Source organism: Psychrobacter sp. 5A.1, assembly GCF_030407455.1.
Taxonomy (GTDB): Bacteria; Pseudomonadota; Gammaproteobacteria; order Pseudomonadales; family Moraxellaceae; genus Psychrobacter.
In genome coordinates this window covers 1-25,101 of record NZ_JASDDJ010000002.1, presented here as the reverse complement: position 1 = coordinate 25,101, position 25,101 = coordinate 1, and the positions used below count along the sequence as shown (strand labels likewise).

At 45.5% G+C, this 25,101-nt stretch carries 18 protein-coding genes; 16 read left to right on the top strand and 2 right to left on the bottom strand.

The genetic code is table 11. From position 1 onward, the window contains the following. Positions 1–135: 135 nt before the first annotated feature. From QL982_RS00560 to QL982_RS00525, 8 genes are all read left to right on the top strand, one after another. Positions 136–1,911: an AMP-binding protein gene (locus tag QL982_RS00560; protein WP_290161937.1), complete on the top strand. Its 1,776-nt coding sequence runs from the start codon at positions 136–138 to the stop codon at positions 1,909–1,911. Positions 1,912–2,024: 113 nt separating this feature from the next. Beyond that, positions 2,025–3,635 carry a carboxyl transferase domain-containing protein gene (locus QL982_RS00555; RefSeq protein ID WP_290161935.1) on the top strand — a complete coding sequence of 537 codons (1,611 nt, stop codon included), beginning with the start codon at positions 2,025–2,027 and terminating at the stop codon, positions 3,633–3,635. Between the two features lie 194 nt (positions 3,636–3,829). After that, complete coding sequence (locus QL982_RS00550) at positions 3,830–4,642, top strand: enoyl-CoA hydratase/isomerase family protein (protein ID WP_290161933.1); 813 nt, start codon at positions 3,830–3,832, stop codon at positions 4,640–4,642. A 123-nt stretch (positions 4,643–4,765) separates the two neighbouring features. Continuing rightward, a complete protein-coding gene (locus QL982_RS00545; protein ID WP_290161931.1) occupies positions 4,766–5,194 on the top strand; it encodes a GFA family protein in 429 nt (142 codons plus the stop codon). Positions 5,195–5,326: 132 nt separating this feature from the next. Then, on the top strand, positions 5,327–7,456 hold the full coding sequence (locus tag QL982_RS00540) for an acetyl/propionyl/methylcrotonyl-CoA carboxylase subunit alpha (RefSeq protein WP_290161929.1): 2,130 nt from the start codon (positions 5,327–5,329) through the stop codon (positions 7,454–7,456). Positions 7,457–7,502: 46 nt separating this feature from the next. Continuing rightward, positions 7,503–8,435, top strand: a complete 933-nt coding sequence (locus QL982_RS00535) for a hydroxymethylglutaryl-CoA lyase (RefSeq protein ID WP_290161927.1) — start codon at positions 7,503–7,505, stop codon at positions 8,433–8,435. A gap of 220 nt (positions 8,436–8,655) precedes the next feature. Then, the gene (locus QL982_RS00530; RefSeq protein ID WP_290161925.1) at positions 8,656–9,843 is read left to right on the top strand and encodes an isovaleryl-CoA dehydrogenase; all 1,188 of its coding nucleotides are present in this window, start codon (positions 8,656–8,658) and stop codon (positions 9,841–9,843) included. 123 nt (positions 9,844–9,966) lie between these two features. Beyond that, on the top strand, positions 9,967–10,482 hold the full coding sequence (locus QL982_RS00525) for an energy transducer TonB (RefSeq protein WP_290161923.1): 516 nt from the start codon (positions 9,967–9,969) through the stop codon (positions 10,480–10,482). A 105-nt stretch (positions 10,483–10,587) separates the two neighbouring features. Here QL982_RS00525 and QL982_RS00520 read toward each other — a convergent pair whose 3' ends face one another. Both QL982_RS00520 and QL982_RS00515 read right to left on the bottom strand, forming a co-directional pair. Next, entirely contained in the window at positions 10,588–11,310 is a 723-nt protein-coding gene (locus QL982_RS00520; protein WP_290161921.1) for a pantothenate kinase, read from the bottom strand. Between the two features lie 83 nt (positions 11,311–11,393). Beyond that, on the bottom strand, positions 11,394–12,383 hold the full coding sequence (locus tag QL982_RS00515) for a biotin--[acetyl-CoA-carboxylase] ligase (RefSeq protein WP_290161919.1): 990 nt from the start codon (positions 12,381–12,383) through the stop codon (positions 11,394–11,396). A 195-nt stretch (positions 12,384–12,578) separates the two neighbouring features. Here QL982_RS00515 and QL982_RS00510 point away from each other — a divergent pair, with 195 nt between their 5' ends. The 8 genes from QL982_RS00510 to QL982_RS00475 form a co-directional block, all read left to right on the top strand. Continuing rightward, positions 12,579–13,382, top strand: a complete 804-nt coding sequence (locus QL982_RS00510) for a sulfite exporter TauE/SafE family protein (RefSeq protein ID WP_290161996.1) — start codon at positions 12,579–12,581, stop codon at positions 13,380–13,382. 376 nt (positions 13,383–13,758) lie between these two features. Further along, positions 13,759–15,711 (top strand): alkaline phosphatase D family protein, encoded by a 1,953-nt coding sequence (locus QL982_RS00505; RefSeq protein ID WP_290161917.1) that lies wholly within the window; start codon positions 13,759–13,761, stop codon positions 15,709–15,711. A gap of 183 nt (positions 15,712–15,894) precedes the next feature. Continuing rightward, positions 15,895–19,824, top strand: coding sequence for an AAA family ATPase (locus tag QL982_RS00500; protein WP_290161915.1), 3,930 nt, complete (start codon positions 15,895–15,897; stop codon positions 19,822–19,824). Between the two features lie 215 nt (positions 19,825–20,039). Next, positions 20,040–21,065 (top strand): cell division protein ZipA C-terminal FtsZ-binding domain-containing protein, encoded by a 1,026-nt coding sequence (locus QL982_RS00495; RefSeq protein ID WP_290161913.1) that lies wholly within the window; start codon positions 20,040–20,042, stop codon positions 21,063–21,065. A gap of 575 nt (positions 21,066–21,640) precedes the next feature. Then, positions 21,641–23,707 (top strand): NAD-dependent DNA ligase LigA, encoded by a 2,067-nt coding sequence (ligA, locus tag QL982_RS00490; protein ID WP_290161911.1) that lies wholly within the window; start codon positions 21,641–21,643, stop codon positions 23,705–23,707. Positions 23,708–23,710: 3 nt separating this feature from the next. Then, the gene (locus tag QL982_RS00485) at positions 23,711–24,244 is read left to right on the top strand and encodes a hypothetical protein (protein WP_290161909.1); all 534 of its coding nucleotides are present in this window, start codon (positions 23,711–23,713) and stop codon (positions 24,242–24,244) included. A 71-nt stretch (positions 24,245–24,315) separates the two neighbouring features. Continuing rightward, a complete protein-coding gene (locus tag QL982_RS00480; protein WP_356644532.1) occupies positions 24,316–24,573 on the top strand; it encodes an IS630 transposase-related protein in 258 nt (85 codons plus the stop codon). Between the two features lie 19 nt (positions 24,574–24,592). After that, on the top strand, positions 24,593–25,101 hold a 509-nt coding region (locus QL982_RS00475), incomplete at its 3' end, for an IS630 family transposase (RefSeq protein ID WP_290166168.1).

Sequence of the window (25,101 nt, the reverse complement as noted above, 5' to 3'; positions counted from 1 at the left end):
GTTGACAGGCTTTCATTGATGGCGTTATAGTATCTGAATGCTATGTAAGACCTGCCCAAGGAAGAAGGTTTGCACGCAGGCTATTAATAAGTGCTATTTATAAATACTATAAAAAGTAAAACGAAAGGACTCGTTATGACTCAAACTCCTGATTTCGATTCGACTCGCGTTGACTTCGACACTATTTTAAACAATATTCCTAGTATCAATATGGGCGCACGCTCAGCCAATGCACCACTTACTCAAAGCTATGACCAAGGTCCTGATGTACCGCTGATTGAAGCGACAATCGGTGACTTTTTTGATGCTATTGTTTCCAAATATCCTGAGCGCGAGGCACTGGTCGTCCGCCATCAAAATATCCGCTGGACATATCGTGAGCTACAGCAGCAAGTGAATCAGCTAGCCAGTAGTATGATTGAGATGGGACTAGAGATTGGCGATCGTATCGGTATATGGTCACACAACAATGCTGAGTGGTTGCTCATGCAATTGGCTACAGCAAAAGTCGGCGTTATCCTCGTGAATATCAATCCTGCCTATCGTACCTTTGAGCTGCAATATGCCTTGAATAAATTGGGCTGCTCAGCATTGGTATTGATGCGCCATTTCAAAACCAGTGATTACGCCAGTCTCATCAGTGAACTGTGTCCTGAAATTTATCATAAAGACTATACTCAGCTTGATTTGGTCGAGATTCCGACGATTGAGCGTATCATTTGGATTGATGAGCCTGACAGTGAAGAAACCTTTGGCTTTATGCAGAAATTTTCTGCATGGATGGCAGAAGGCGATGCCAACGATCCCCGTGTTGCAGAGCGCCAAGCCCAGCTCAAGAACACGGATGCTATCAATGTCCAGTTCACCAGTGGCACGACTGGTACGCCAAAAGGGGCAACCTTAAGCCATCGTAATATTCTTAACAACGGTTACTTCATCGGTGAGGCTATGAACCTTACCGAAGAAGATAAGCTGTGCATTCCAGTGCCACTCTATCATTGCTTTGGTATGGTGCTTGGCAACCTAGCAATTCTAACGCATGGCGGCTGTATCGTTTATCCGAACGATGGCTTTGAGCCATTGACTGTATTGCAAGCAGTCGAAGAAGAAAAATGTACAGGTCTGCACGGTGTACCAACGATGTTTATCGCTGAGCTTGACCATCCGGAGTTTAAAAACTTTGATTTATCGACTTTGCGTACTGGCATCATGGCAGGCTCTAGTTGTCCGATTGAGGTCATGCGCCGCGTCATCGACGAGATGCACATGAGTGAGGTCACCATTGCGTATGGTATGACAGAGACCAGTCCAGTATCTTGCCAGACCAATGAACATACGCCGCTTGATAAGCAAGTATCGACTGTTGGCCTAGTACAGCCTGCGCTTGAGGTTAAAGTCGTCAATACGGAAACGGGTGAGACTGTTGCCTTGGGCGAAACGGGTGAGTTATTGACACGCGGTTATTCAGTGATGAAAGGCTATTGGGGCAGTCGCTTTAAAACCCGCGCGGCCATCCAAGACGGTTGGATGCATACGGGCGATTTGGCTACGATGGATGAGGACGGTTATGTCAAAATCGTTGGTCGTAGTAAAGACATGGTGATTCGCGGCGGAGAGAATATCTATCCGGTCGAAATCGAAAACTATCTCTATCGTCATCCAAAGATTCGTGATGTGCAAATCGTCGGTATTCCTGATAAAAAGTATGGCGAAGTGCTCGCGGCTTGGATTATCCCTAAAGAAGCAGATAGCTTAACGGAAGAAGAGGTTCGCGAGTTCTGTAGCGAGCATATTGCCCATTATAAGGTGCCGACTTATTATCGCTTTGTCACTGAATATCCGATGACCATCACTGGAAAAATTCAGAAATATAAAATCATTGAACAAATGAAAGAAGAGCTGGGTTTGTAGAAATTTAACCATTCTAATCTGTTATTTTATGAATAAGATATATGAGTAAAAGCTGAAATAAAGCATAAAATAAAAAAGCCACTCGCATTTACGCATTAAAGAAAAGGGATGTCATGAGCGCTATCATAACCAGTAAACTGAGTCCAAACTCAAGCGATTTTCAGCAAAACAGTGCCGCAATGCAAGCGGTGGTCGATGACTTATATGGTCACTTGCGTAAAGTCGTGCAAGGCGGTTCAGAGCGTGCCCGTGCTAAGCATTTAGCCCGTGGCAAACTCTTGCCTCGTGAGCGTGTTGAGCGTTTGCTCGATGTGGGTACGCCATTTTTAGAAGTGGCACCGATGGCAGCGCACGATATGTATGGTGAAGAGATTCCAGCGGCGGGCGTGATTGCGGGTATCGGTCGTATTAATGGCACCGAGTGTATGATTGTTTGTAATGATGCCACGGTAAAGGGTGGTACTTACTATCCAATGACGGTCAAAAAACATCTACGCGCGCAAGAAATCGCGCAAGAAAACAACTTGCCTTGTGTCTATTTGGTTGATTCAGGTGGGGCTAATTTACCCAACCAAGATGACGTGTTTCCTGACAAAGAGCACTTTGGTCGCATCTTCTTTAATCAGGCCAATATGAGTGCGGCAGGTATTCCACAGATTGCCGTGGTCATGGGCAGCTGTACGGCTGGCGGGGCTTATGTACCAGCGATGAGTGACGAGTCGATTATCGTCAAAGATCAAGGTACTATCTTTTTGGGCGGTCCGCCATTGGTAAAAGCGGCGACAGGTGAAGAGGTCACAGCCGAAGACTTGGGCGGCGGCGATGTGCATACCCGTCTGTCAGGGGTCGTCGATCACTTAGCACAAAGCGATACCCATGCGTTGTCGATTGCGCGAAATATCGTTAGTCATCTAAATCGTCCTGCGAAGCAAGTACCCAATCAAATCAAACCACGTCCACCACGCTATGATGCCAAAGAAATATATGGCATCATTCCAACCGATAAGCGTAAGCCATTTGATATCAAAGAAATCATTGCTCGTATCGTCGATGACAGTGCTTTTGATGAATTCAAATCACGCTTTGGCACGACGCTAGTCTGTGGCTTCGCTCATATCGAAGGGATGCCAGTCGGTATCATCGCCAACAACGGTATCTTGTTCAGTGAATCAGCGCAAAAAGGCACGCACTTTATTGAGCTATGTTGCAAGCGCAAAATCCCCTTGGTATTCCTCCAAAACATCACTGGCTTTATGGTTGGTCGCAAATATGAAAACGAAGGTATTGCCCGTCATGGTGCCAAAATGGTCATGGCAGTCGCCAATGCAAAAGTGCCAAAATTTACAGTCATCGTCGGTGGCTCATTCGGTGCTGGCAACTATGGCATGTGTGGCCGTGCTTATAGCCCGCGCTTCTTATGGATGTGGCCAAATGCACGTATCTCGGTGATGGGTGGCGAGCAAGCAGCATCAGTATTGGCAACGGTCAAGCGTGACAATTTTGACCGCAAAGGCGAGGCGTGGAGCGATGAGGACGAGGCGGCATTTAAAGCCCCAATTCTTGATATGTATGAAAAGCAAGGCCACCCATATTATGCCACCGCACGTCTATGGGATGACGGCGTGATTGATCCTGCTGATACGCGACATGTATTGGCATTAGGGTTGAGCGCTGCCTATAACGCGCCGATCGAAGAGACAACCTTTGGTGTTTTTAGAATGTAAGTGTTCTAAAGTCTTCCCATAATAAGTTTTTGTTCATAATAAAGTATTGCTGCGGCAAGCTTTTAGGAAATACGATTTGTACATCTGCGCTTGGTCTTTGCACTTGGTCTCCTTGTATTATTATGGATTAACTGAAAGTTTGATTAAGTATCTATAGAAAGAAAGATACATACATAAAAAATATAGAGAAAATTATGAAAAAAGACAGTGATAAAAAATCTGAAAATTATAAAAGCCTACTGGTTAAGGTGGAACAACACGTGGCTACGGTGACATTAAATCGTCCTGAAATACGTAATGCCTTTAACGATGAAATGATTGCTGAGCTAACCGATGCATTTAATACGCTTGGCGCTGATGATGACGTACGTGTCATTGTACTAGCGGCTGCTGGCAAGGCATTCTGTGCAGGTGCTGATTTGAATTGGATGCGTGCCATGGCAGATTATAGCTATGAGGAAAACCTAGCAGACGCGGACAAATTGGCACAGATGCTTAAGACTATTTATGAATGTCCTAAGCCAACAGTTGCGGCTATTCAAGGCGATGTTTATGCCGGTGGCATGGGATTAGTGGCTGTCTGTGATGTGGCCATCGCTGTCAAAATTGCTAACTTCTGCCTCAGCGAAGTGCGTTTAGGGTTAGCCCCTGCAACGATTAGCCCTTATGTCATACGAGCGCTAGGCGCCAGAGCATCACAGCGTTACTTCTTAAGTGCTGAAGTATTTGATGCCAAAAAAGCACGTCAGCTTGGCTTTATCCATGAGCGGGTTAGCGAAGAATGGCTGGCTGATGAAGTGGCTGCGTTCTGTAATAAAGTAGTTAAGAACAGCCCTGATGCAGTTAAAATCTGCAAACAGCTATTGCACGATGTCGCGGGTGCGCCTATTACAGATGAGCTGATTGCCGATACGGTAAAAGGCATCGCTGATATCCGCTCATCAGAGCAAGGAAAAGAGGGCGTGCAAGCCTTTTTGCAAAAGCGTAAACCTGATTGGTTGCTGTAGTATGCCAAAACGCGTTATAAGCCATATTAAATTAATACTAGCAGTTTTTACAACAAGAAAAAGCCGTTTAGATAATCATAAGCTTTTTAATAATTAAGCGATGTCCAAAAAGGTAACAATATAATGTTAGGAGAATGTTTGTGTGGTGATATTCAGTTTTTTAGCGAGATACGAACTGACCCTTTTAAGATTTATCAGTGTCATTGTTCATTATGCAAGAAACAGTCAGGTTCAAGTTCTAATTCAGCAACTATTATCGAAGCAAGCCATTTTAAATGGTTAAAGCACGATACTATAAAAAATTGGCAAAAAAATACAGGATTTAGCTCGCACTTTTGCACCAACTGTGGATGCCCTGTCCCCAATTCATTTGCAGATAAATACTACTGGATACCCGTGGGCTTATTAGAGTTTGATAGGAATTTGGTTGCTGTAGAAGTCGTTGCTAATTTATGCTTAAATTCAAAGTCTAGTTGGCATAGCATTGATACAGAGTCTAATAACTTCGATACGTTACCTGACTTTAAAGCCATATTGCAATTTTCATCCTAAATACTAAAAATTTTTCTAGCAAAGCTTAAAACTTAAGTATTCCAAATGATATCTAGAGAGTTAAAAAAATAATAACGTCATCATTAACTTTCTACAATTTTGCAAGTTATAGATTAAACGATAAGGACAGTCATGTTTTCTAAAATTCTAATTGCCAACCGTGGTGAAATTGCCTGCCGAGTAGCCGCGACTGCCAAGCGTCTGGGTGTCAGCACCGTCGCTGTTTATTCTGATGCGGATCGTGAAGCCAAGCATGTGGCTGTCTGTGATGAGGCTATCTATTTGGGTGGTTCGGCGCCGAAAGACAGTTATCTAAAAGGTGCTGCCATTATTGCGATAGCGCTTGAAACTGGCGTACAAGCGATTCATCCGGGTTATGGGTTTTTAAGTGAAAACGCTGACTTTGCGCAAGCTTGTCAGGATGCTGGCTTAGTCTTTATCGGTCCATCGGCTGATGCTATCCGCGCCATGGGTGGCAAATCTGAATCCAAACGTTTGATGGAAACAGCTGGCGTGCCATTAATACCGGGCTATCATGGTGACAATCAAGATGCAGAATTTTTGCAGCAGCAAGCCGATAGTATTGGCTATCCTGTCTTGATTAAAGCCAGTGCAGGTGGCGGCGGTAAAGGCATGCGTATCGTGGAGCAAAGCCGCGACTTTGTGGATTTATTAGACTCATGTCGCCGTGAAGCTATTACCAGTTTTGGTGATGACAAAGTGTTGGTTGAGAAATACGCGCTGAAACCACGTCATATCGAAATCCAAGTATTTGGTGACACGCATGGCAATTATGTGCATTTGTTTGAGCGTGATTGTTCCGTACAGCGCCGTCACCAAAAAGTATTAGAAGAAGCGCCCGCACCGGGTGTTGATATTGCGATGCGTGAAGCGATGGGAACGGCTGCCATCGAAGCGGCTCGTGCAGTGGATTATGTCGGCGCAGGCACGGTCGAGTTCATCGTTGAGCAGCGTGAAGACTCTATGAATTTTTATTTCATGGAAATGAATACGCGGTTGCAGGTTGAGCATCCAGTCAGTGAAGCGATTACCGGTGTTGATTTGGTCGAATGGCAGCTCTTAGTCGCGGCAGGTCAACCATTACCAAAAACCCAAGCCGACCTAACTATCAACGGTCATGCTATTGAGGCGCGTATCTGTGCCGAAAACCCTGACAATAGCTTCTTGCCAGCGACAGGTACGTTGTTTACGTATCAAAAACCTGAACACAGTACTTTTATGATTGATAAAAACGGTACTGGCGTGCGTATCGATGATGGCGTGCGCGAAGGTGATGTGATTAGCCCGTTCTATGACTCTATGATTGCCAAGCTCATCGTTCATGCGCCAACGCGAGAGCAAGCGTTAGCCAAGCTCGATCGAGCACTTGCCCAAACACGTATCGTCGGTTTGCCGAATAATGCGGCATTTTTGCGCTATATTTTGAATACCGATTCATTTAGCAAAGCCAATCTCGATACTGCACTGATTGAGCACGAGCGTGATGCGATTTTTAACCAGCAGCCTTTAGCTTTATCGACGCTGGTTGTGACCGCCATTACTCGTCAGCTTGCAAGCGAGATGGCGACGCAAGAGATAGATATCGATCCATTTAGCAAACCTACTGGCTTCCGTGCTTATAACGATTACACTCGCTCATTCAGCTTGGTTTATGATGAGAGTGCTTATACTGCTCGCATGAGCAACTGGCATAATGCAAGTTGTTCTGATAGTAAAAAAGGCATTGATAATTCGAGTAGCTTTACGCTTGTTATCGAAAAAGAAGTGGCGAATACGCAGGATAATGACAATATTAACGTAGCTGCTCAGACCGAAACAGTTTATGAAGGTCAAGTGAGCTATGTTAGCAGTGACGAAAATAATCATACGTTATGGTTAGATGGTGCACGTACTAGCGCGCAAAGTTGGGTACTTAATGAGACCGTTTATGTGTTCACAGACAGTGGCCGTGACGAGATTACGCTTGTTGATATTATGGCACATGTGGGTGAAGAGTCCGCAGCGGTCGGTAGTTTAAAGTCACCGATGCCAGGTCAAGTAGTGGCCTTTAAAGTGGCGGTTGGCGATACTGTGAAAAAAGGCGAGCCGTTAGCAGTCATCGAAGCCATGAAAATTGAGCACACCATTACTGCGCCGACGGATGGGGTTGTGGCAGAATTGCTATTTGCAGCAGGTGATTTGGTCGCTGATGGTGACGAATTATTACGCATTGATGCTGGTGAAAATACTGAGAGCGAATAGCTGACATAGCCTCATAAAAAGGCGAATAATAACAAGGATGATAAGTATGAAAAATGCATATCCAAACCATTCGTATCCAAGCCATGTCACCATCGTTGATGTCAGTCCACGCGATGGCTTGCAAAACGAGTCAACGACGGTACCGACTGAGGTTAAGCAAACACTTATCAATGATTTGATTGCGGCCGGTGTCAAAAAGCTGGAAGCGACCAGTTTTGTCTCGCCAAAGTGGGTGCCACAAATGGGCGATAATAGCGCGCTACTTGATGCGCTAGCGCCTACACGGCAGAAAGATATTTGCTACTCAGTCCTAGTGCCCAATATGCGCGGTTTTGAAAATGCCATCTTGCACCGTCCTGATGAAATCGTTATTTTCGGCTCAGCCAGCGAAACCTTCAGCCAAAAAAACATCAATTGCAGTATTGATGAGAGTATTGAGCGTTTTGCGCCAGTGGCTGCTGCGGCAAAAGCGCAAGGCATCAAAGTACGCGGCGTGATTTCTTGTACGGTTGGCTGTCCTTATGAAGGTGACATTGAACCAAGCCAAGTAGCGTACGTGACCAAGCGTTTGATAGAGATTGGTGCTGAGCAAATTGGCATTGCCGATACTATTGGAGTTGGTACACCGCTCAAAGTGCAACGAGCATTACAAGCTGCATTAGAATATGCTGATATCTCTATGCTATCGGGGCATTTTCATGACACTTATGGTCAAGCACTAAGCAATACGCTAGCTGCACTACAAATGGGTGTCAGTGAATTTGATACTTCAGTGGCTGGACTGGGTGGCTGTCCTTATGCCAAAGGCGCAACAGGCAATGTCGCGACCGAAGATGTGGTGTATATGCTGCATGGTATGGGTATCAGCACGGGCATCGATTTGGACAAATTGGTCGTGGCAGGCGAGCGTATCAGTGCGTTCTTAAAGCGCCCAAATGGCTCAAATGTGGCACGTGCCATCATTAATAAACGCCATTAATAAACGTCAGTCTTAAACAGCATAGTCAATCCACTATAAAAGTATGAAAGTGTTAACCTCGCTTGAAGTATTGAATATACATCGACACTCGGTTGCTTTGTCATACTTTCACATTGAATTGACTATGACTTCAAAAATGACATTATAAATACAGTTACAGTGGTTTTAAAAAACAGATTGAAATTCGAAATTTAAAAATATCAAAACACAAGGAATAGTTATGAGTTTACCTGGATTGAATTTTCAGCTTGGCGAAGATATTGATGCCCTACGCGATATGGTACAGCAGTTTGCAACCAATGAAATCGCTCCACGTGCTGCCGAGATTGACAGTAGCGATGAATTCCCAATGGATCTGTGGCAGAAGATGGGTGACATCGGCCTGCATGGTATTACCGTTCCTGAAGAGTACGGCGGCTCTAATATGGGCTACGTCGCACACATGGTCGCGATGGAAGAGATTAGCCGTGCTTCGGCATCGGTGGCGCTGAGCTATGGTGCGCACTCAAACCTATGTATCAATCAAATCAAACGTAATGGTAGTGAAGCGCAAAAACAAAAGTATTTGCCAAAGCTGGTCAGCGGTGAGTTCATCGGTGCACTGGCAATGAGTGAGACTGGTGCTGGCTCAGACGTCGTTAGCATGAAGCTAAGAGCCGAAGAGAAAGACGGCAGCTATGTGTTGAATGGCACTAAAATGTGGATCACCAATGGCCCAGATGCGGATGTGATGGTGGTCTACGCGAAGACCAATCCGGAGCTAGGCGGCAAGGGCATGACGGCCTTTATCGTTGAAAAAGGTATGGAAGGTTTTGGCACAGCGCAAAAGCTTGATAAGCTTGGCATGCGTGGTAGTCATACGGGCGAGATGACCTTTAACAATGTGACCGTACCAAGTGAAAATATCTTAGGTGGTCTCAATGAAGGCGTTAAGGTATTGATGAGTGGCCTAGATTATGAGCGTGCCGTATTGGCCGCAGGTCCTATCGGTATCATGCAAGCAGTGATGGACAATGTCGTGCCTTATATCCATGATCGCAAGCAGTTTGGTCAAGCGATCGGTGAGTTCCAGCTGATTCAGGGTAAAATCGCAGACATGTATACAATATTGCAAGCAGGTCGTAGTTTCTTGTACACCGTGGGTAAAAACCTCGATATGTTGGACGCTCGCGGTGCCGGTCATAGTCGAGAAGTACGTAAAGACTGCGCCAGTGTGATTCTATGGTGTGCCGAAAAAGCCACCTGGATGGCAGGTGAGGGTATTCAGATATTTGGTGGCAATGGCTATACCAACGAGTATCCACTTGGTCGCTACTGGCGTGATGCTAAGTTATATGAGATTGGTGCAGGTACCAGTGAAATCCGCCGTATGCTGGTCGGTCGTGAGCTATTTAACGAGACCAAATAAAGCATAAAAATTGTTTAAAAGTTAACTTTTATCGAATAATTTTATTTTAAAATCTAAAAATGTGCTACGTTATATGTCTCATAGCGTGGCACTTTTTAATGACTGAAATAAAAGACTTTTATCATGACCCATAAATTACATACCAAGTTAGCTTTTAATCACATAGCTTCCAACAAGACAGCTTCTCATTTTCTCAGCAATATAAAATCTATCAGTACTTATAGTCTGTTAACCACTTTGTTTGCATTGTTTACGATAACAGCGAGTATAACGCCTGCACAAGCAGAGCTGGTTGACTTATCTAGTCCTGAACCTGTTATTAAGTTTGCTAGTCGTGATGCAAGTTGGTTGAAGACGCCTAGTTTTAATTTTACTAGAAAGCATCTTCACTGTTTAGATAAGGAGACGGGTGAGCCTATTAAAGTGGTCCGTGGACAAAAACTTAAGATTTTGTTGGAATTATTAGTCGATAGACAAGGTAAGATTAGCAGAATAAGTGTTAAAGAAAGCAGTGGTAATAGATGTTTTGATCGAAGCGCTGCTCGTCAGATAAGAAGTGGTCGGATGAGGCCATTTGTGTTTGAAGGAAAAGCAATTCGTGGAAAAGTTGATGTACCTATTATATTTATAGCACAATAGGTGATAACAGAAAAATTAGGTGTTTTTAAACCAAAAAAAAGCAGTACGCCTAAGACGTACTGCTTTTTCTATTCTAACTTTATAAAATACGACAACACACGTCAATTATTTACTATGATCAAAATATCGTGCTAGACCATTCAACAATAAGTCATCACGCAGACGTACCGGACGGTTGACGTGCTGCGAAATAATGGCTGCATCACCACCCGTCATGATGACTTCAAAGTTGGGGTGACGATGGCTAATCTCATTGATGGCACCGACGATTGATAATAAGATGCCGCGATGTACCGCATCTTGTGTGGTCACACCTTGACCGACACTATCGAAAGTCCCGTTAGAGATGGTGATTTGCTTGGTACCAGAAAACAATGACTCACGTTGCAGGTAGATACTGGGGAAAATATAACCGCCCAAATGCTCAGCGTGATCGATCAAATCAATGGTCACTGCTGTACCGCAACCAATCACACATTGACGCTTTTTCTTATCGACTGCGCCTAGCATTTGTAGCCAACGATCACAGCCGAGCTGCTCATCATTATATTGACTCTTCATTAGCGGGTGAGCGGCATCGACGTGGACAAATTCAAACGGAATATTAAGACGGCTTAAGGTCTCTGATACCTTGGCATTCAGCTCGTCACCTAGTACGGACGAGATGCCAATAAAGTCAGGGGCAAAACGTTCAAAGCGATCCGTCAGACCCATCAGTAATTCGGCTGGTGCCTGCAAATGTTGTTTGGCATCATGTGTGACTATTTGACCGATATCATCGGTGAGCCAGTATTTCAGACGGGTATTTCCAAGATCAAGCCAGAGCATAAAATTCCCTTTATATACAGTGAAGCAATTATCAACATCCTATCCTGATAGCTACTGCACTTTAGTGCTCGTTGATTAAACGATTAAGTCGTTTGAATAACGTCAATGCGTCCGGTGAAAAGTGCAGAAATCTTACCGTTATCTTGACGCAATTGCAAACATCCATGTGTATCGATACCACAAGCGTGGCCTGTGAGTATATTTGTTTGACCGTTATGCTCTTGGGTCACACGTAATCGCAGTTCGCTCAGTGCATCCATTGAGTCAAACTGCTTCAAAAAGCTGTCCAGATAATAACGATGTCCCGTTGGTTTTTCTATACTTAAGTGCTCAAAGCGCGTCATCGCAGCCATTAGCGCTTTACTCATTTGCTGATAAAGCACACGTAAGCTCGGTAGACTGGTAGCCTGCGCTTTTGGCTGTAGCGTCTTAGCAATATCTTGTAAGCTAATGGCTTGATAACTCATGCCTTCAGAGGTTTGCGCAGTTAGCTTTGGTGTGGCTTGGACATTGAGACCCACACCTATCACCAAACCAACCAGTTTGCCTGCTTGCGATACGGGTTCAATCAAAATCCCAGCAAGCTTATTAAACGGCAGTGTCTGCTGGTTTAATTCCGTATTATGCACATCAGCGCTATCTAAGGCAGGCTGATTTTGGCTTTGACCTTGGTAAAAGCCCAAATCATTTGCCCACTTCACGCCGATTGGCGTCAGTCCTTGCATTTGTAATTGCTCATTTAGCATTTGGATGACAGGCATTTTTGCCAGCTCTACACCGATAATTAATGAGAGTAAGCCACTAACCGGTATGTGAACAGGATGATAGAGAGACAGGTAGACATTGCCACGCGGTGATTGCCATGAGCGTCCGTGTTGTCCGCGACCAGCGCTTTGGGTTTCAGCCGTTAGCAGGTGCATCTCGGTCGCATTCAATGTGCCATTCTGTACATCCGCTATTAGCTCGCTATTCGTAGACGCGCTACTGGTAAGATGGCGATGATTCAGCTCAGGTAAATGCTCAAGTGTTAATGACTCAGGCGCAGAGTGAGATGATTGATTAAGTATCGGCATAAGTTTATTCTACTTGAGTAATGTCGCTGGGATAATCTTTGATATACTGGACGGTTTTCGCGAACAGACAGCATAAAGATTGGGGTGTGATTTGGCAAATGCAATTAAGAACATGCCACTAAGTGCATAAACAGGCAAATCAGTAAGATAAAAATACCGTTTAAAATACAAGCAAGATAAAAGGCTAATTCGATGATGCTATATGTGTGGTTTGTGATTGCAGGGGCGTTTGCTGGCGTGAGTGCTGGATTGTTTGGCGTTGGTGGCGGCATGATTATCGTACCCGCATTGGTATGGATCTTTACCGCATATGATTTTTCGCCAGAAGTGGTGACACATTTGGCCATTGGTACGTCACTGGCGACCATCGTTGTGACCTCGATTAGCTCGCTCACTGCTCATAATAAGCGCGGCGGTGTACGCTGGGAAGTGTGGCGAAAAATGGCATTGGGTCTGGTCGTCGGTAGTCTGGTGGGCGCGGGTGTTGCGGATATGATTGACGGCAAGATACTACAAGCCATTATCGGTATCGGTGCGCTTTTAGTCGCGATAAAAATGCTGTTTTTCTCTAATAAAGAGCAGTTGGGGAAGCCATTACCCTCTGCTGGTATCCAGTTCGGTGCGGGTACAGGCATTGGTATGGCATCCTCCATCTTCGGTATTGGTGGTGGTAGTTTGACCGTACCGTTTTTAAATTGGGCGGGCCTCCCGATGAAACAATCGGTCGGTACGTCAGCGGCTTGCGGTCTACCGATTGCATTGGCTGGCGCGGCAGGGTTTGCATGGTTCGGTCAAGATGTGGTCAATCTGCCTGAGGGCACGATAGGATTTGTCCATATCACGGGATTTTTATGCATTTCAGTGGCTAGCTTTGCGATGGCAAAAGTCGGTGCCAAGCTCGCCCATGTATTGCCTGCGCTGATGCTTAAACGTGCGTTTGGCGTGTTGTTAGTGTTTGCTGGTGGACAGTTATTATTAAGTGGAATTGGGGTACTGTAGTTTAGGGCATGTCCTCGATCTGAACCCTAAACGGTAAATGGGCTAAAAATGGCCAAATTTTGCCAAACTGCGTCAAGTAGCTTGCTAATATCTCGATATTATTTGTACGACTTTCCTTGCTTGGCGGCTGTCTATCTCATTTTTATCACCATTGTCAAAATGAGGCACGTTCTAGTGAAGGTTTGATGAATAAAAAAATAAAAATCTAACCTGACGGTCGCCTTTAATGGTAGGAAGCGCTGTATTTATAGCGATATACTCATCATAGAATTTTGTTTATCTTTATTTAGAGAAGTCAGAAAAATTCACAACAGACCCTAAATAAAGATAATTATTGACGGTGATAAATGACGTTATATATAGGGAAGCACTGACCATGAGCAAGCAAGATGACAACACCGCAAAAACGAGTATCAGCCAAGCAGGCGCTATCAATGAAAATACAAAAAAAGAAATTATCCATAATGTCTTTGTGGATGGCGTAAAAAAACCGAGCAATTCGCCTCTCTCAAAACCTGCTCTTGATACCCATTTATCCAAGCAACGACCCAATAACGATACCCAAAATACCTCAGGCTTTAATAGACGTCGTTTCATCCAAGGGTTTGGAACCACGATAGGCATGACGGCGGTAGGTGCGACCAGTTTGGGCTTGGTAGGCTGTGACTCTGACGATGATGACGATCGTATAGACACAGATAAAACCATTGGTTTTGATCACGGTGTTGCCAGTGGCGACCCGTTATCTGATCGAGTGGTATTGTGGACGCGAGTCACACCGCAAAATACCGGCTCTCATACATTTGCTGTGCAGTGGATTGTGGCTCGTGATGAGCAAATGAGCGATGTGATTGTACAAGGTGAGGTAACGACGAACGCCATAAAAGACTATACCGTTAAGGTCGATGTCGATTCGCTAACGCCCAATACCGTTTACTATTACCAGTTTATGGTGGGTGATCAGTCTAGCCGTGTGGGCAAAACGAAAACTTTACCTGTTGGCAACGTCAATCAAGTAAAAATGGCGGTTTTTAGTTGTGCCAATTATCCCGCAGGTTTTTTTCATGTGTATGCTGATGCTGCCAAACGTAATGATTTGGATGTTTTCGTACATTTGGGGGATTATATTTACGAATATGGTCGTACCAATACCGATGCTCAAGGCAATACAGTACCCGCGTATGCTTCAGCAAATGCCTCGTCCATTGGCCGTGAAGTCATGCCAAGTAAAGAAATCGTCAATATCAATGAGTATCGCGCGCGTTATGCTCAATATAGAACCGATTTAGACCTGCAAGCATTGCACGCCGCGCTGCCTATGATTGCGGTTTGGGATGATCATGAGCTGGCAAATGATACCTATAGTGACGGTGCCGAAAACCATCAATCTGCCACTGAAGGAGGTTGGGATAATCGAAAACTGGCTGCTGTGACCGCGTATCATGAGTGGATGCCAATACGCAATGAGGTACAAAGTGAAATTTATCGCCGCTTTGATTTTGGGGAGTTGTTGAGCTTATATATGCTAGACACTCGAGTCATTGGGCGTGATGAGCAGCTCAATTATACCAATTTTACTAAAGTAGATAGTAATGGATCCCCATATATTGATACAGAGGCATTTACATTAGCCACCAATGACCCTGAAAGACAACTATTGGGGCTGAGGCAGAACAATTGGCTGGTCAGTCAGTTGCAACAATCAACCGCCAAATGGCAAGTGTTCGGTCAGCAAATATTGATGGCTCGGATGCTGATACCCGCGCCAGTCATTCTAAATCTGAGTAATCCAAATCTTGGGTTAAGTATTACTGATTATCTGGGCTTAGTAAATAAAGCACAGACCAATCCAGGCATGTTGACCGTTGAAGAACAAAGTGTTTTAGCGCAGCCTTATCTGCCTTATAATCTCGATGCTTGGGATGGTTATGGTGCATCGCGTGAGAGACTGTTAAAGGCAGTCAGCAGCTTAAATAAAAATTTGGTGGTACTCGCAGGCGATACGCATAATGCATGGGCAAGTAATCTGACCAATGAAGAGGGGGTGTCAGTCGGTGTGGAGTTTGCGACCAGCTCTGTCAGCTCACCAGGCTTTGAAGAGTACGTCCCTGATATTCCGCCATCAACCTTGCAAGCTGTATTGACAGGGCTGGTGACTGATTTGCAATATATGAATGCTAATCAACGTGGCTATATGGCGGTCACGGTCACACCTGAGTCTTGTCAGTCAGAGTGGGTGTTTGTCAGTGATATACTCAAACAGACTTATAGTAGCGAAGTAGGAAAAACACTAAAAGTCATCGCTGGCGAAAATAAACTGAGCAGCTAAGGGGCATCAGGTAGGGTATGTCCTCATTTTGAAGGTAAGGACATGCCCTAGACCCTTGGGTATGGCGTTGCTGATTGCTAACATTGTGCCTGATATTTATAAATAGGAAGTTATAAATGCTAAAAACTAAGCACTATTTCAGGTAGAATAGCCGCCTGTTTTCACCATATCTACTGACTATTCATGCGTCTAAAATCTCTAAAGCTGGCAGGCTTTAAATCCTTTGCCAATCCAACAACTTTTACCTTCCGCCATGGCATTACCGCCATCGTCGGGCCGAACGGCTGTGGCAAATCCAATGTGATTGATGCCATCCGCTGGGTGCTGGGCGAGACCTCCGCCAAGCAGCTGCGTGGTGGAGCGATGAGTGATGTCATCTTTGCTGGTACGCAGGACAAAACGGCCAAAAGCGTTGCCAGTGTGGAGCTGACATTTGAGCATACGCAAGATGAGCAGACTGGTATTCGCCACGAGTTTAACTTATACCAAGAGCTGTCCGTTCGCCGTCAGGTCAATAAAGAGGGGCGTTCGGATTACTTCATCAATGGCACGCGTTGTCGCCGCCGTGATGTGGTCGACGTGTTCTTAGGCACAGGATTGGGCGCGCGCAGTTATGCGGTGATTGAGCAAGGAATGATTGGGCGGATTGTTGAGTCCAGCCCCGTGCAGCTGCGTGAGTTTATCGAAGAGGCAGCAGGCGTCTCACGCTATCAGGCGCGCCGTGAAGAAACGCAAAAGAAGTTAGAGAAGACAAAAGACAATCTAGCCCGTCTGCACGATATGCAAAGCGAATTACTGCGTCAACAAAAATCACTGTCTAAGCAGGCCGCCAGTGCGCAGCGTTACGAAGAATTGGCCTTAACGCGTGCTGATATCGAGCAGCAGCTTGCCATCCAGCAGCTCTATCAAGCCAAGCAAACCCATCAACAGCAAAAAATAGCGCATGAACGCAGTGCTACTGAAGTGTCACGGCTACAGGCTGACTACGACACGCTAAAAGCTCAGCAGGACAAGCTCACTGTCCGTATCAACCAAGAGCAATGGCTCAAAGATGATGCCCAAAGTGCTCATTATCAGCAGCAGCTCGGCTATCAACAAGCGGAACATAAGCTGAGCGATGCCAAGTCGCAGCTGATGGCTATTGAGCAGCAATTGTCTGGCTTAACGCAGCAGCGTGAGCAATCACTCGCTGATATCGAACGCCTAAAAGCGGAGCAAGCGGAGCAGAATCAAGCGCTAGAATCGTTACGTCCACAGCTCATTGAGCTGACAAATAAGCGCGACAACTATAAGCGCAATGAGCAGCCGTTGCAGCGCGCATGGCATGACGCGCAAAACCAACTGTCACGCTTGCAAGATAAGGCACGTTCGCTTGAGCAGCAGCAAGCCATCAACGCTCAAGCACAAAAGCGCCATCAGCACAGCCATGATAAATGGCAACGCCGCCAGCAAAATTGGCAAAACCTGTGGCAGCAATTACAGCAGTCACTATCACCATCTGACAGTGCTGATCTGAGTAAAATGGATGATGTAAAATATCTGACTCAGACGCTAGAGCAGCAAGTCGCTGATCTAAACACACAGTTGCAGCAGGTTGAGCGTCAACGTGAGGGTGTGGATGAACGATTGTCCGAGCTACAACCGCAAGCGCATAGCTTGCAGCAAAAGCTGAGCACACAGCAGCGTGAGCTCAGTGACTATGAAAAGCGTCATGCAGTATTGGCCAGTGAATACGACACCCTGCATCAGATATTGCATCCCCAACCTACACAACAGCCGCAATCAGCAAAAACTGACTCTACCGCGACAGATAACACAGATAGCAGTGGTATACATCATCAGCCGTTAGCCATTGCGACGCTACGTGAGCAGATTGAGCTGAGTGCCAAAGGGCAAGCGCATGCGCCGCTACTCGATAGTGTCTTGGCGTTGTGGCTAGACAGCCATGTGCTGGTGGCGACTCAAACCAACCCGCCACGCATTGATAATGCTAATGACGTTTCTCAAAAAGCCGATAGCTTATGGCAAGCGCTTGAGCATCACGTTGCAGATTTACTGACTTATCAAACGGCACAAAACACACCTGCCAGTGCAAAAGATAAAACCCTAGTAGAGGCGGGCCATAGCTTATGGCTGTCTGCTGAGCAAAGCGATATTAGTGAAAGTACATTTATCAGCGATTTGCCAAATAGCTTAACTGACAAAGTGTTGCCAGTATCGCAATTGATTAAACAGCCTACATTAGCGCTTTGGCAGCAGTGTTATTTATATATCGGTCAATATGAAACGACTCACCAACAGACGCTCGACTCGTTTGCCGAGGTCTTAAAAGCATTGCCATCGTCAGCCATTTTGTTAACCACAGACGGTTGGCTTATCAGTCGTCAAGGGACGATGAATCTGAGCAAATTTGCTGGCGCACAGGACGGTCAAAACGATAGCAATAGCCAATTCCTCACGCAGCGCCTGCAACAGCGTACGCGTTTGCAAGCGTTAGAAAACTTGCTTGATGAGTGTGAAACCAAAATACAAGATCAGCAAAAATCCATTGCAAAAGACCAGCGCGACTATGATGCGTTGATGGTTAGCTTAGAAGAAACGCGCGCGCAAGCTGAGCAATTAACCCGTGACAAACATCAACACCAACAGCAACTGACGACCCAGCGCGCCAATGCTGAGCGCTTGCAAGCAGATAGCCAACGTCTAAATGCTGAGAGAACGTCACTTGAGCAAGAGCAACAAGAATTAGAACAAGAGCAACAGACGCTTGAGCAAGAACAGCAGTATATCGAACAAGAGAATGCAGCGCTGACGCCGCAAATAACAGAAGCACGAGCGACAAATCAGCAATTACAAACGGAGCGCAGTGAGCTAAACCGCGCCCGTCAAGCCGATGATGACGCTTGGCAAGCATTGCAGCTGCGTATTCAGCAGTATGAGATGCGTTTAGAGCATAGTGTGAGCAGTCTGGTACGTGCGACTGAGCAACATGACAAGTCGTTAGAGAGTGAGCAACATCTACAGACGCGTCATGAGCAGCAGCAAACTAAACTGCCAGAGCTAGAAGCCGCATTGCAGGCTGCACAGACCACGCGTGATGAGCAGCAGGTTTTGTTGACCGAGCGCGATACTGCGTTGATGGCACTCAAACAGGCGTATGCTCAGCAGCAGACGGCCTTTGATATGTTGCAACATACGTTGCAAACGCAGCAACGCGAGCTTGCCAATCACACCACTGAGCTGGCACTGAGCGCGGCGCGTTTAGAGGATGCCAGTGCGCATACGCAGCATGCCCTAGATGCCTACTATCAGGTGAGCCATAAATACAAATCGCAAGCAGAACAGCCTCAACAAGGCATGAGTGTCTCAAACTTATTGGCAGATTTCATCGCTCATGATCGCCGGGTGCGCCCAGACAAAATCGCTGAGCTTGAGTCCGAACGAGCCAAGTTGACCCAGCAGTTAAGTAAGATTGGGCCAGTGAATTTGGCAGCGGTCGCAGAGCTGGCCGAAGTGAACGAACGCCTAGATCCACTCGCGCAGCAGACAGCAGATATAGCAGCCAGTATGCAGACGTTGACCGAAGCGATTGCCTCTATTGACGAGACGACCAAGACGCTATTTATGCAGACGCTCGATGCGGTCAATAATGAGCTGGCCAATTTATTTGCCAAGGTCTTTGGCGGTGGGCAAGCCAGCCTGACACTGAATACTGAGGAAATGCCAGCCAATACGCCAAAGTCAGAGCAATGGCGGGCAGGGCTTACCTTAATGGCGCAGCCGAAGGGCAAACGCAACAGTCGTCTAGCGGTACTGTCAGGTGGTGAAAAAACCCTTACCGCGCTGAGTTTGATTTTTGCGATATTTAAGCAGCATCCTGCACCATTCTGTGTACTCGATGAAGTCGATGCACCGCTTGATGATGCCAACGTCGAACGCTTTACCAGTTTGATTCATGAGCTGGCAGATGACTTGCAGTTTATCTTTATCAGTCATAATAAACTGACGATGCAAATTGCGGATGAGCTAAAAGGCATCACCATGCCAAGCGCAGGTATTTCTACGTTAGTCAGTGTGTCGCTAGATGAAGCCGTGCGTTATGTAGAGAGCTAAGCGTGAAATAGCCGACATTAAAAGTGCTATGAGAATCAGCGCGATGCAAATATAATCAATCAGTTGGCATAAATGCAAATAAGCTTGACCTCAGTCAAGCATACTGGTTATAAAGTACACAATGTGGTGACGACATGGGTCAGCCATGCTAGAATATTGCCATTTATGCTCGTTTGTGTATTCCCTTTTGTTATATATACTAGGATGTATTTATCATGACCGTTATTCAGTTTATATTGATTGCCATTGCCGCGTTTATCGTGCTTGCAGGGCTGTTTATGGTCATTCGCAGCTTCAAGCGCCGTGGTGGTGCTGAAGCTGTTGCGGTCAACTATGATAAAAATGGTATTCCCATCATACCGCGTCACGAGCGCAACCTCGTCGATCAGCCAGATTTTGATGATACGGTCGCTGGCGAGACAAGCATTGGCCCTGATCGCAGTTATCTAGATGCTGTCGTCGAAGAAGAGACTTCGATGCAAGCGCATACCAATATCGATGCATCACGAATGGCTGGACATGATGACATAAGCATTGATGTAAATGACGACCATAACGTCATCGATGAAGCCGACTATGCACGCTGGCAAGAAGAGCAACGTCGTGCCGATAGCGCTGAGTTTGTAGAAGTCGCTGATCAGATGCATATCGAGCAAGAGCCTGATGCGTTTTCAAGCCTGATGTCGGCAACTGATAGCCTGATGCCAACCATCGATACCGCAGAAGAGCCAAGCTTCGATGACAATAGCCCGATACTTGATCAGCATTTATCAGAGTCAGGTGATGACGCGCAAAACGGCCCATTGATCAATGCCAAAGACAACATCAATATCACCATCTTGCCGCATCAATATCGCGATCGTCCAGCGGCAATTATCCGTGGTCGTGACTTGCTAACATTGATTGATAAATACGGTCTACGCTATGGTGCGATGAATATGTTCCATCGCTATGAGCAAAAAGACGGCACAGGGATACTGTGGTTTAGCATGATGGGCATCACCGATAGCGGTATCGCGCCATTTGATCCACACAGTGTCGCGACCAACGCTTATAACGGTATCGTCGTATTTTTATCATTGCCGCATCCACAAACTGTGCGCAGCTTTGATAGTATGATGAGCATTGCCTACATGATGGCCAGTGATTTAGATGCCATTATGCTCGATGAAGAAAACCAACCAATCACGCCTGAATACAAGCAGCAGCTACGTAACCAAGTTCGTGATTATGAGGGTTAAGAGCTTAAAGTCTAATAGTTGAAAGGCTAAGCAAAGCAATATATAAACGTGGTCATAAATTTAAAAAAGGCAAATAGCGATTGACGTTATTTGCCTTTTTTAATGCGCTTTCATTTCTGCAAAATTCTAGGGCGTGTCTTCATTTCAAAAATGGTGATAAAAATGAGATAAATTGCCGTCAAACAAGAAAAATAGCGCAGATAATATCGGGATATTAACCAGCTATTTGACGATGTTTGGCAAGATTTAGCCATTTTTAGCCCATTTAGATGACTATCGGGTGAATTGAAGACACGCCCTAGAGTCGGTTCAAGATATAGTTGATTCCAAATATTTTCGATACAAGGAAACCGAGTGCAAGCTATACATTAGTATGGTTAGTGAGGATGACGATGTAGCGGATTTATATGGATTTGACTATAATTTAGATACAAGGAAGGTGAGTGAAAGTACTACACCTAGTAGACTGAGCGAGCCTGACACAGTATCTGATTTATATGGGATTGACTATACCGAGTCTCTCACAAACTTGTTATCATATTGGCATCTTGAATGACAAAAAAAAGACACCGACTATGACTGACTCTATCTTACCGACCGCTGCTCAAACTAAAACCACGCAAAATGCTACTGCGCAAATCGTTGCCCAGATGCGCACACTTATCGACGCCATCAAAACACACAACTATGTTTATTATGTACTCGACAATCCTATCTTAGAAGACAGTGAATACGATCAGTTACGTCGCTCCTTGGTTGCGTTAGAAGAGTCACATCCAGAGCTTATACAGCCGGACAGTCCCATCAATCAAGTCGGTGATATGCCGTTATCTGCCTTTACCCAAGTGACCCATGATATCCCCATGCTGTCACTGGGCAACGTCTTTGACTATGACGAATTGCATACGTTTATGCGCCGCGTCAACGACCGTCTAAATGATGCACAAAAAAATCCTGAGTATGAGATGGAGCTAAAGCTCGATGGATTGGCCGTATCGCTAAAATATGAGCATGGCAAGTTTGTACAAGCGGTCACGCGCGGTGATGGGCAAACGGGCGAGGATATTACTCAAAATACCAAGACCATTCGCAACTTGCCACTTTGGCTCGCGGATGCTGCTGACATCGAGTTGTTAGAAGTGCGCGGTGAAGTACTGATGCCAAAGGCAGGTTTTGATCGTCTCAACCGCTTAGCAGAAGAGAGTGAAAATAAAACCTTTGCCAATCCACGTAACGCCGCTGCGGGTAGTTTGCGTCAGCTCGATCCCAGTGTGGCTGCCAGTCGCCCACTCGCGTTCTATGCTTACTCTATCAATCAGGGATTGCCTGAGACCATCGAAACGCAGTCAGCAGGCTTGGCTTGGCTAAAAACCATTGGCTTTACCGTCAGTGCGGTAGAAGTGGTCGCAAATCCACGCGCGGCACAGACTTACTATGAGTCTGTGATTGAGAGCCGTGCCAGTTTGCCGTTTGAAATCGATGGCATGGTGATTAAAGTAAATAACCTATCATTGCAGCAGCAACTTGGGTTTCTATCACGTGAGCCGCGCTGGGCGACTGCTTATAAATTCCCTGCCGAAACGGTCATGACGCGTCTAAACGATATCGAATGGCAAGTCGGACGTACCGGACAAATCACACCAGTGGGTAAGCTTGAACCTGTCAAAGTCGGCGGTGTTACCGTCAGCAATGTCACCTTACATAACTTCGGTGAGATTCAGCGTTTAGATGTGCGTGCAGGTGATATGGTCAGCGTCCATCGTGCTGGTGATGTTATCCCAAAAGTTACTCGCGTTTGGCATGACCAGCGCTCAGCAGACTCAACACCAGTGACGCTACCGTCTACCTGTCCTGTCTGCGACTCTCCTGTGGTGCTGCCTGAAGATGAAGCATTGGCACGCTGTACTGGCGGCCTATTTTGTCCCGCGCAGCAACAAGAAGCGCTGATTCATTTTGTCTCACGTCGTGCCATGGATATTGATGGGCTTGGCGCGAGTTGGCTCATTAGCTTCTTTGAGCATGGTTTGGTTAAGACGGTTGCAGATATCTATCAATTGCACAATCATACGGACGAGCTCGTCACGCTAGAAAAATTGGGTGAAAAATCGGTACAGAATATCATCAGCGCTATCGAAGCCAGTAAGCACACGACATTGGCTCGCTTTATTTATGCACTTGGCATCCGCGGTGTGGGTGAGGGCACGGCGCAAAACTTTGCTCAGCAATTTAAGGATCTCGATAGCCTAATGGCAGCCAGTATCGAAACTCTAATTAAAACCCCTGACGTTGGTACTATCACTGCCGAGCTTGCTTACGAGTTTTTCCGTGCGCCGCATAATATCGAAGTGATTAATTCGTTGCTTGAAGCAGGTGTCTATTGGGATAAGGTCGAGCAAAAAGCTGCTGGAGACTTGCCACTTGATGGGCAGACGTGGGTGATTACGGGTGCGCTTGAAAAAATGGCACGTGATGAGGCCAAGGCCAAACTGCAAGCACTTGGTGCAAAAGTCTCAGGCAGCATCTCAGCAAAAACGACTGCGCTACTAGCAGGAGATAAGGCTGGCTCTAAACTGACCAAAGCAGAAAAATTGGGCGTGAAAATCGTGGGTGAGGAAGAGTTTTTGGCGTTGGTTGGGGAGTAAGGTATGAATATTGATGACATGGAAAGTCTGGACGAAGAAACTCGGAAAGAGATCGAAGAGTTGCAGAAGGTGACGCGTGAGAAGGATGGTGGAGAAGCTTTTGCAAAAGCACAGTTTAATATAGCATTAGCTTTCCTAGACAAGGGAATGCTTACAGATGCTATATCGACATGGATGAGTATTAAGAAAAGTGATGATCCTGTAATGTATGCTAGAGCTCAATTTAATATTGGGTTTTGCTTGAATAAAATAGAGAGAACTAAAGACGCTTTGAACGCATGGAGTAATGTTAAGAGAGAGAATGATGCTTCTTCATATGCTAGAGCAAAACTTAATACTGGAGTTGTTTCAGCAAAAAACAATGATTTAGTTAAAGCCATGTCCGCATGGGCTAAAATAGAGCGTTCAGATAATTTAGAAGTTTATCTACAGGCTCAACTTAATATAGGTAGAGCTTTAGAAAAAACAAACGATACTGAGAAAGCATTAGATATAGTCAATCCACCTAATAAATGTTACGATTGCTCTAAACCATAGACAACCAATTAAAGACTATGACTTACCCAATCATCCTTCGTAAAAAAATCTTAAAATCTATTGACCAAGGTATGAGCATCCGCACGGCAGCAAAGCTCTACGACATCAGCCCAACAACGATAACCAATTGGAAAAAAGACATCAGTATTAAGCCAGCTAACAGATCACCACGTAAAATAGCCAATGAAGCCCTTAAGCAGGATATTACTGATTATCCTGATGCTTACTATTATGAAAGAGCTGCTCGTCTTGGCTGTAGTAAATCGGGTATAGAAGTCGCTATGAAGCGACTTGGTTATACTCGCAAAAAAAAGTCTTCAACATCCTAAAGCTAGCTGGCTTAAACGGTTGGAGTACCAGCTAAAACTTGAGCGTTACAAACGTCAAGGCTATCCCATTATCTACATGGATGAGAGTGGCTTTGAAAGAGAAGTGCTCAGAGCCTTTGGTTATTCTCCCCAAGGCCTACCTTGCATTGACAAATATAACTGGCAGCAAAAGAATAAAATCAATGTGATTGGTGCTCTATATCTTAAGACCCTGTTTGCCGTCGATTCCTTTCAACATAATGTTAACTGGAAGGTCGTCTATAACTGGTTTAAAGAGACTTTAATTCCAAAACTAAACCGCAAATGTGTCATCGTGATGGACAATGCCAGCTTCCATAAAGCAAGGCGAATCAGAAAGCTATTGAATCGTCATGGTCACCGAGTGTTGTGGTTGCCACCTTATAGCCCTGACCTAAATCCTATTGAGAAAAAATGGGCAGAGGTAAAAAAGTTAAGACAAGGGTGGTTAGAACATGACCTAACTCGCTTATTTAGCAATGTCTGTTGTTACAACTTTAAAGTGGATTG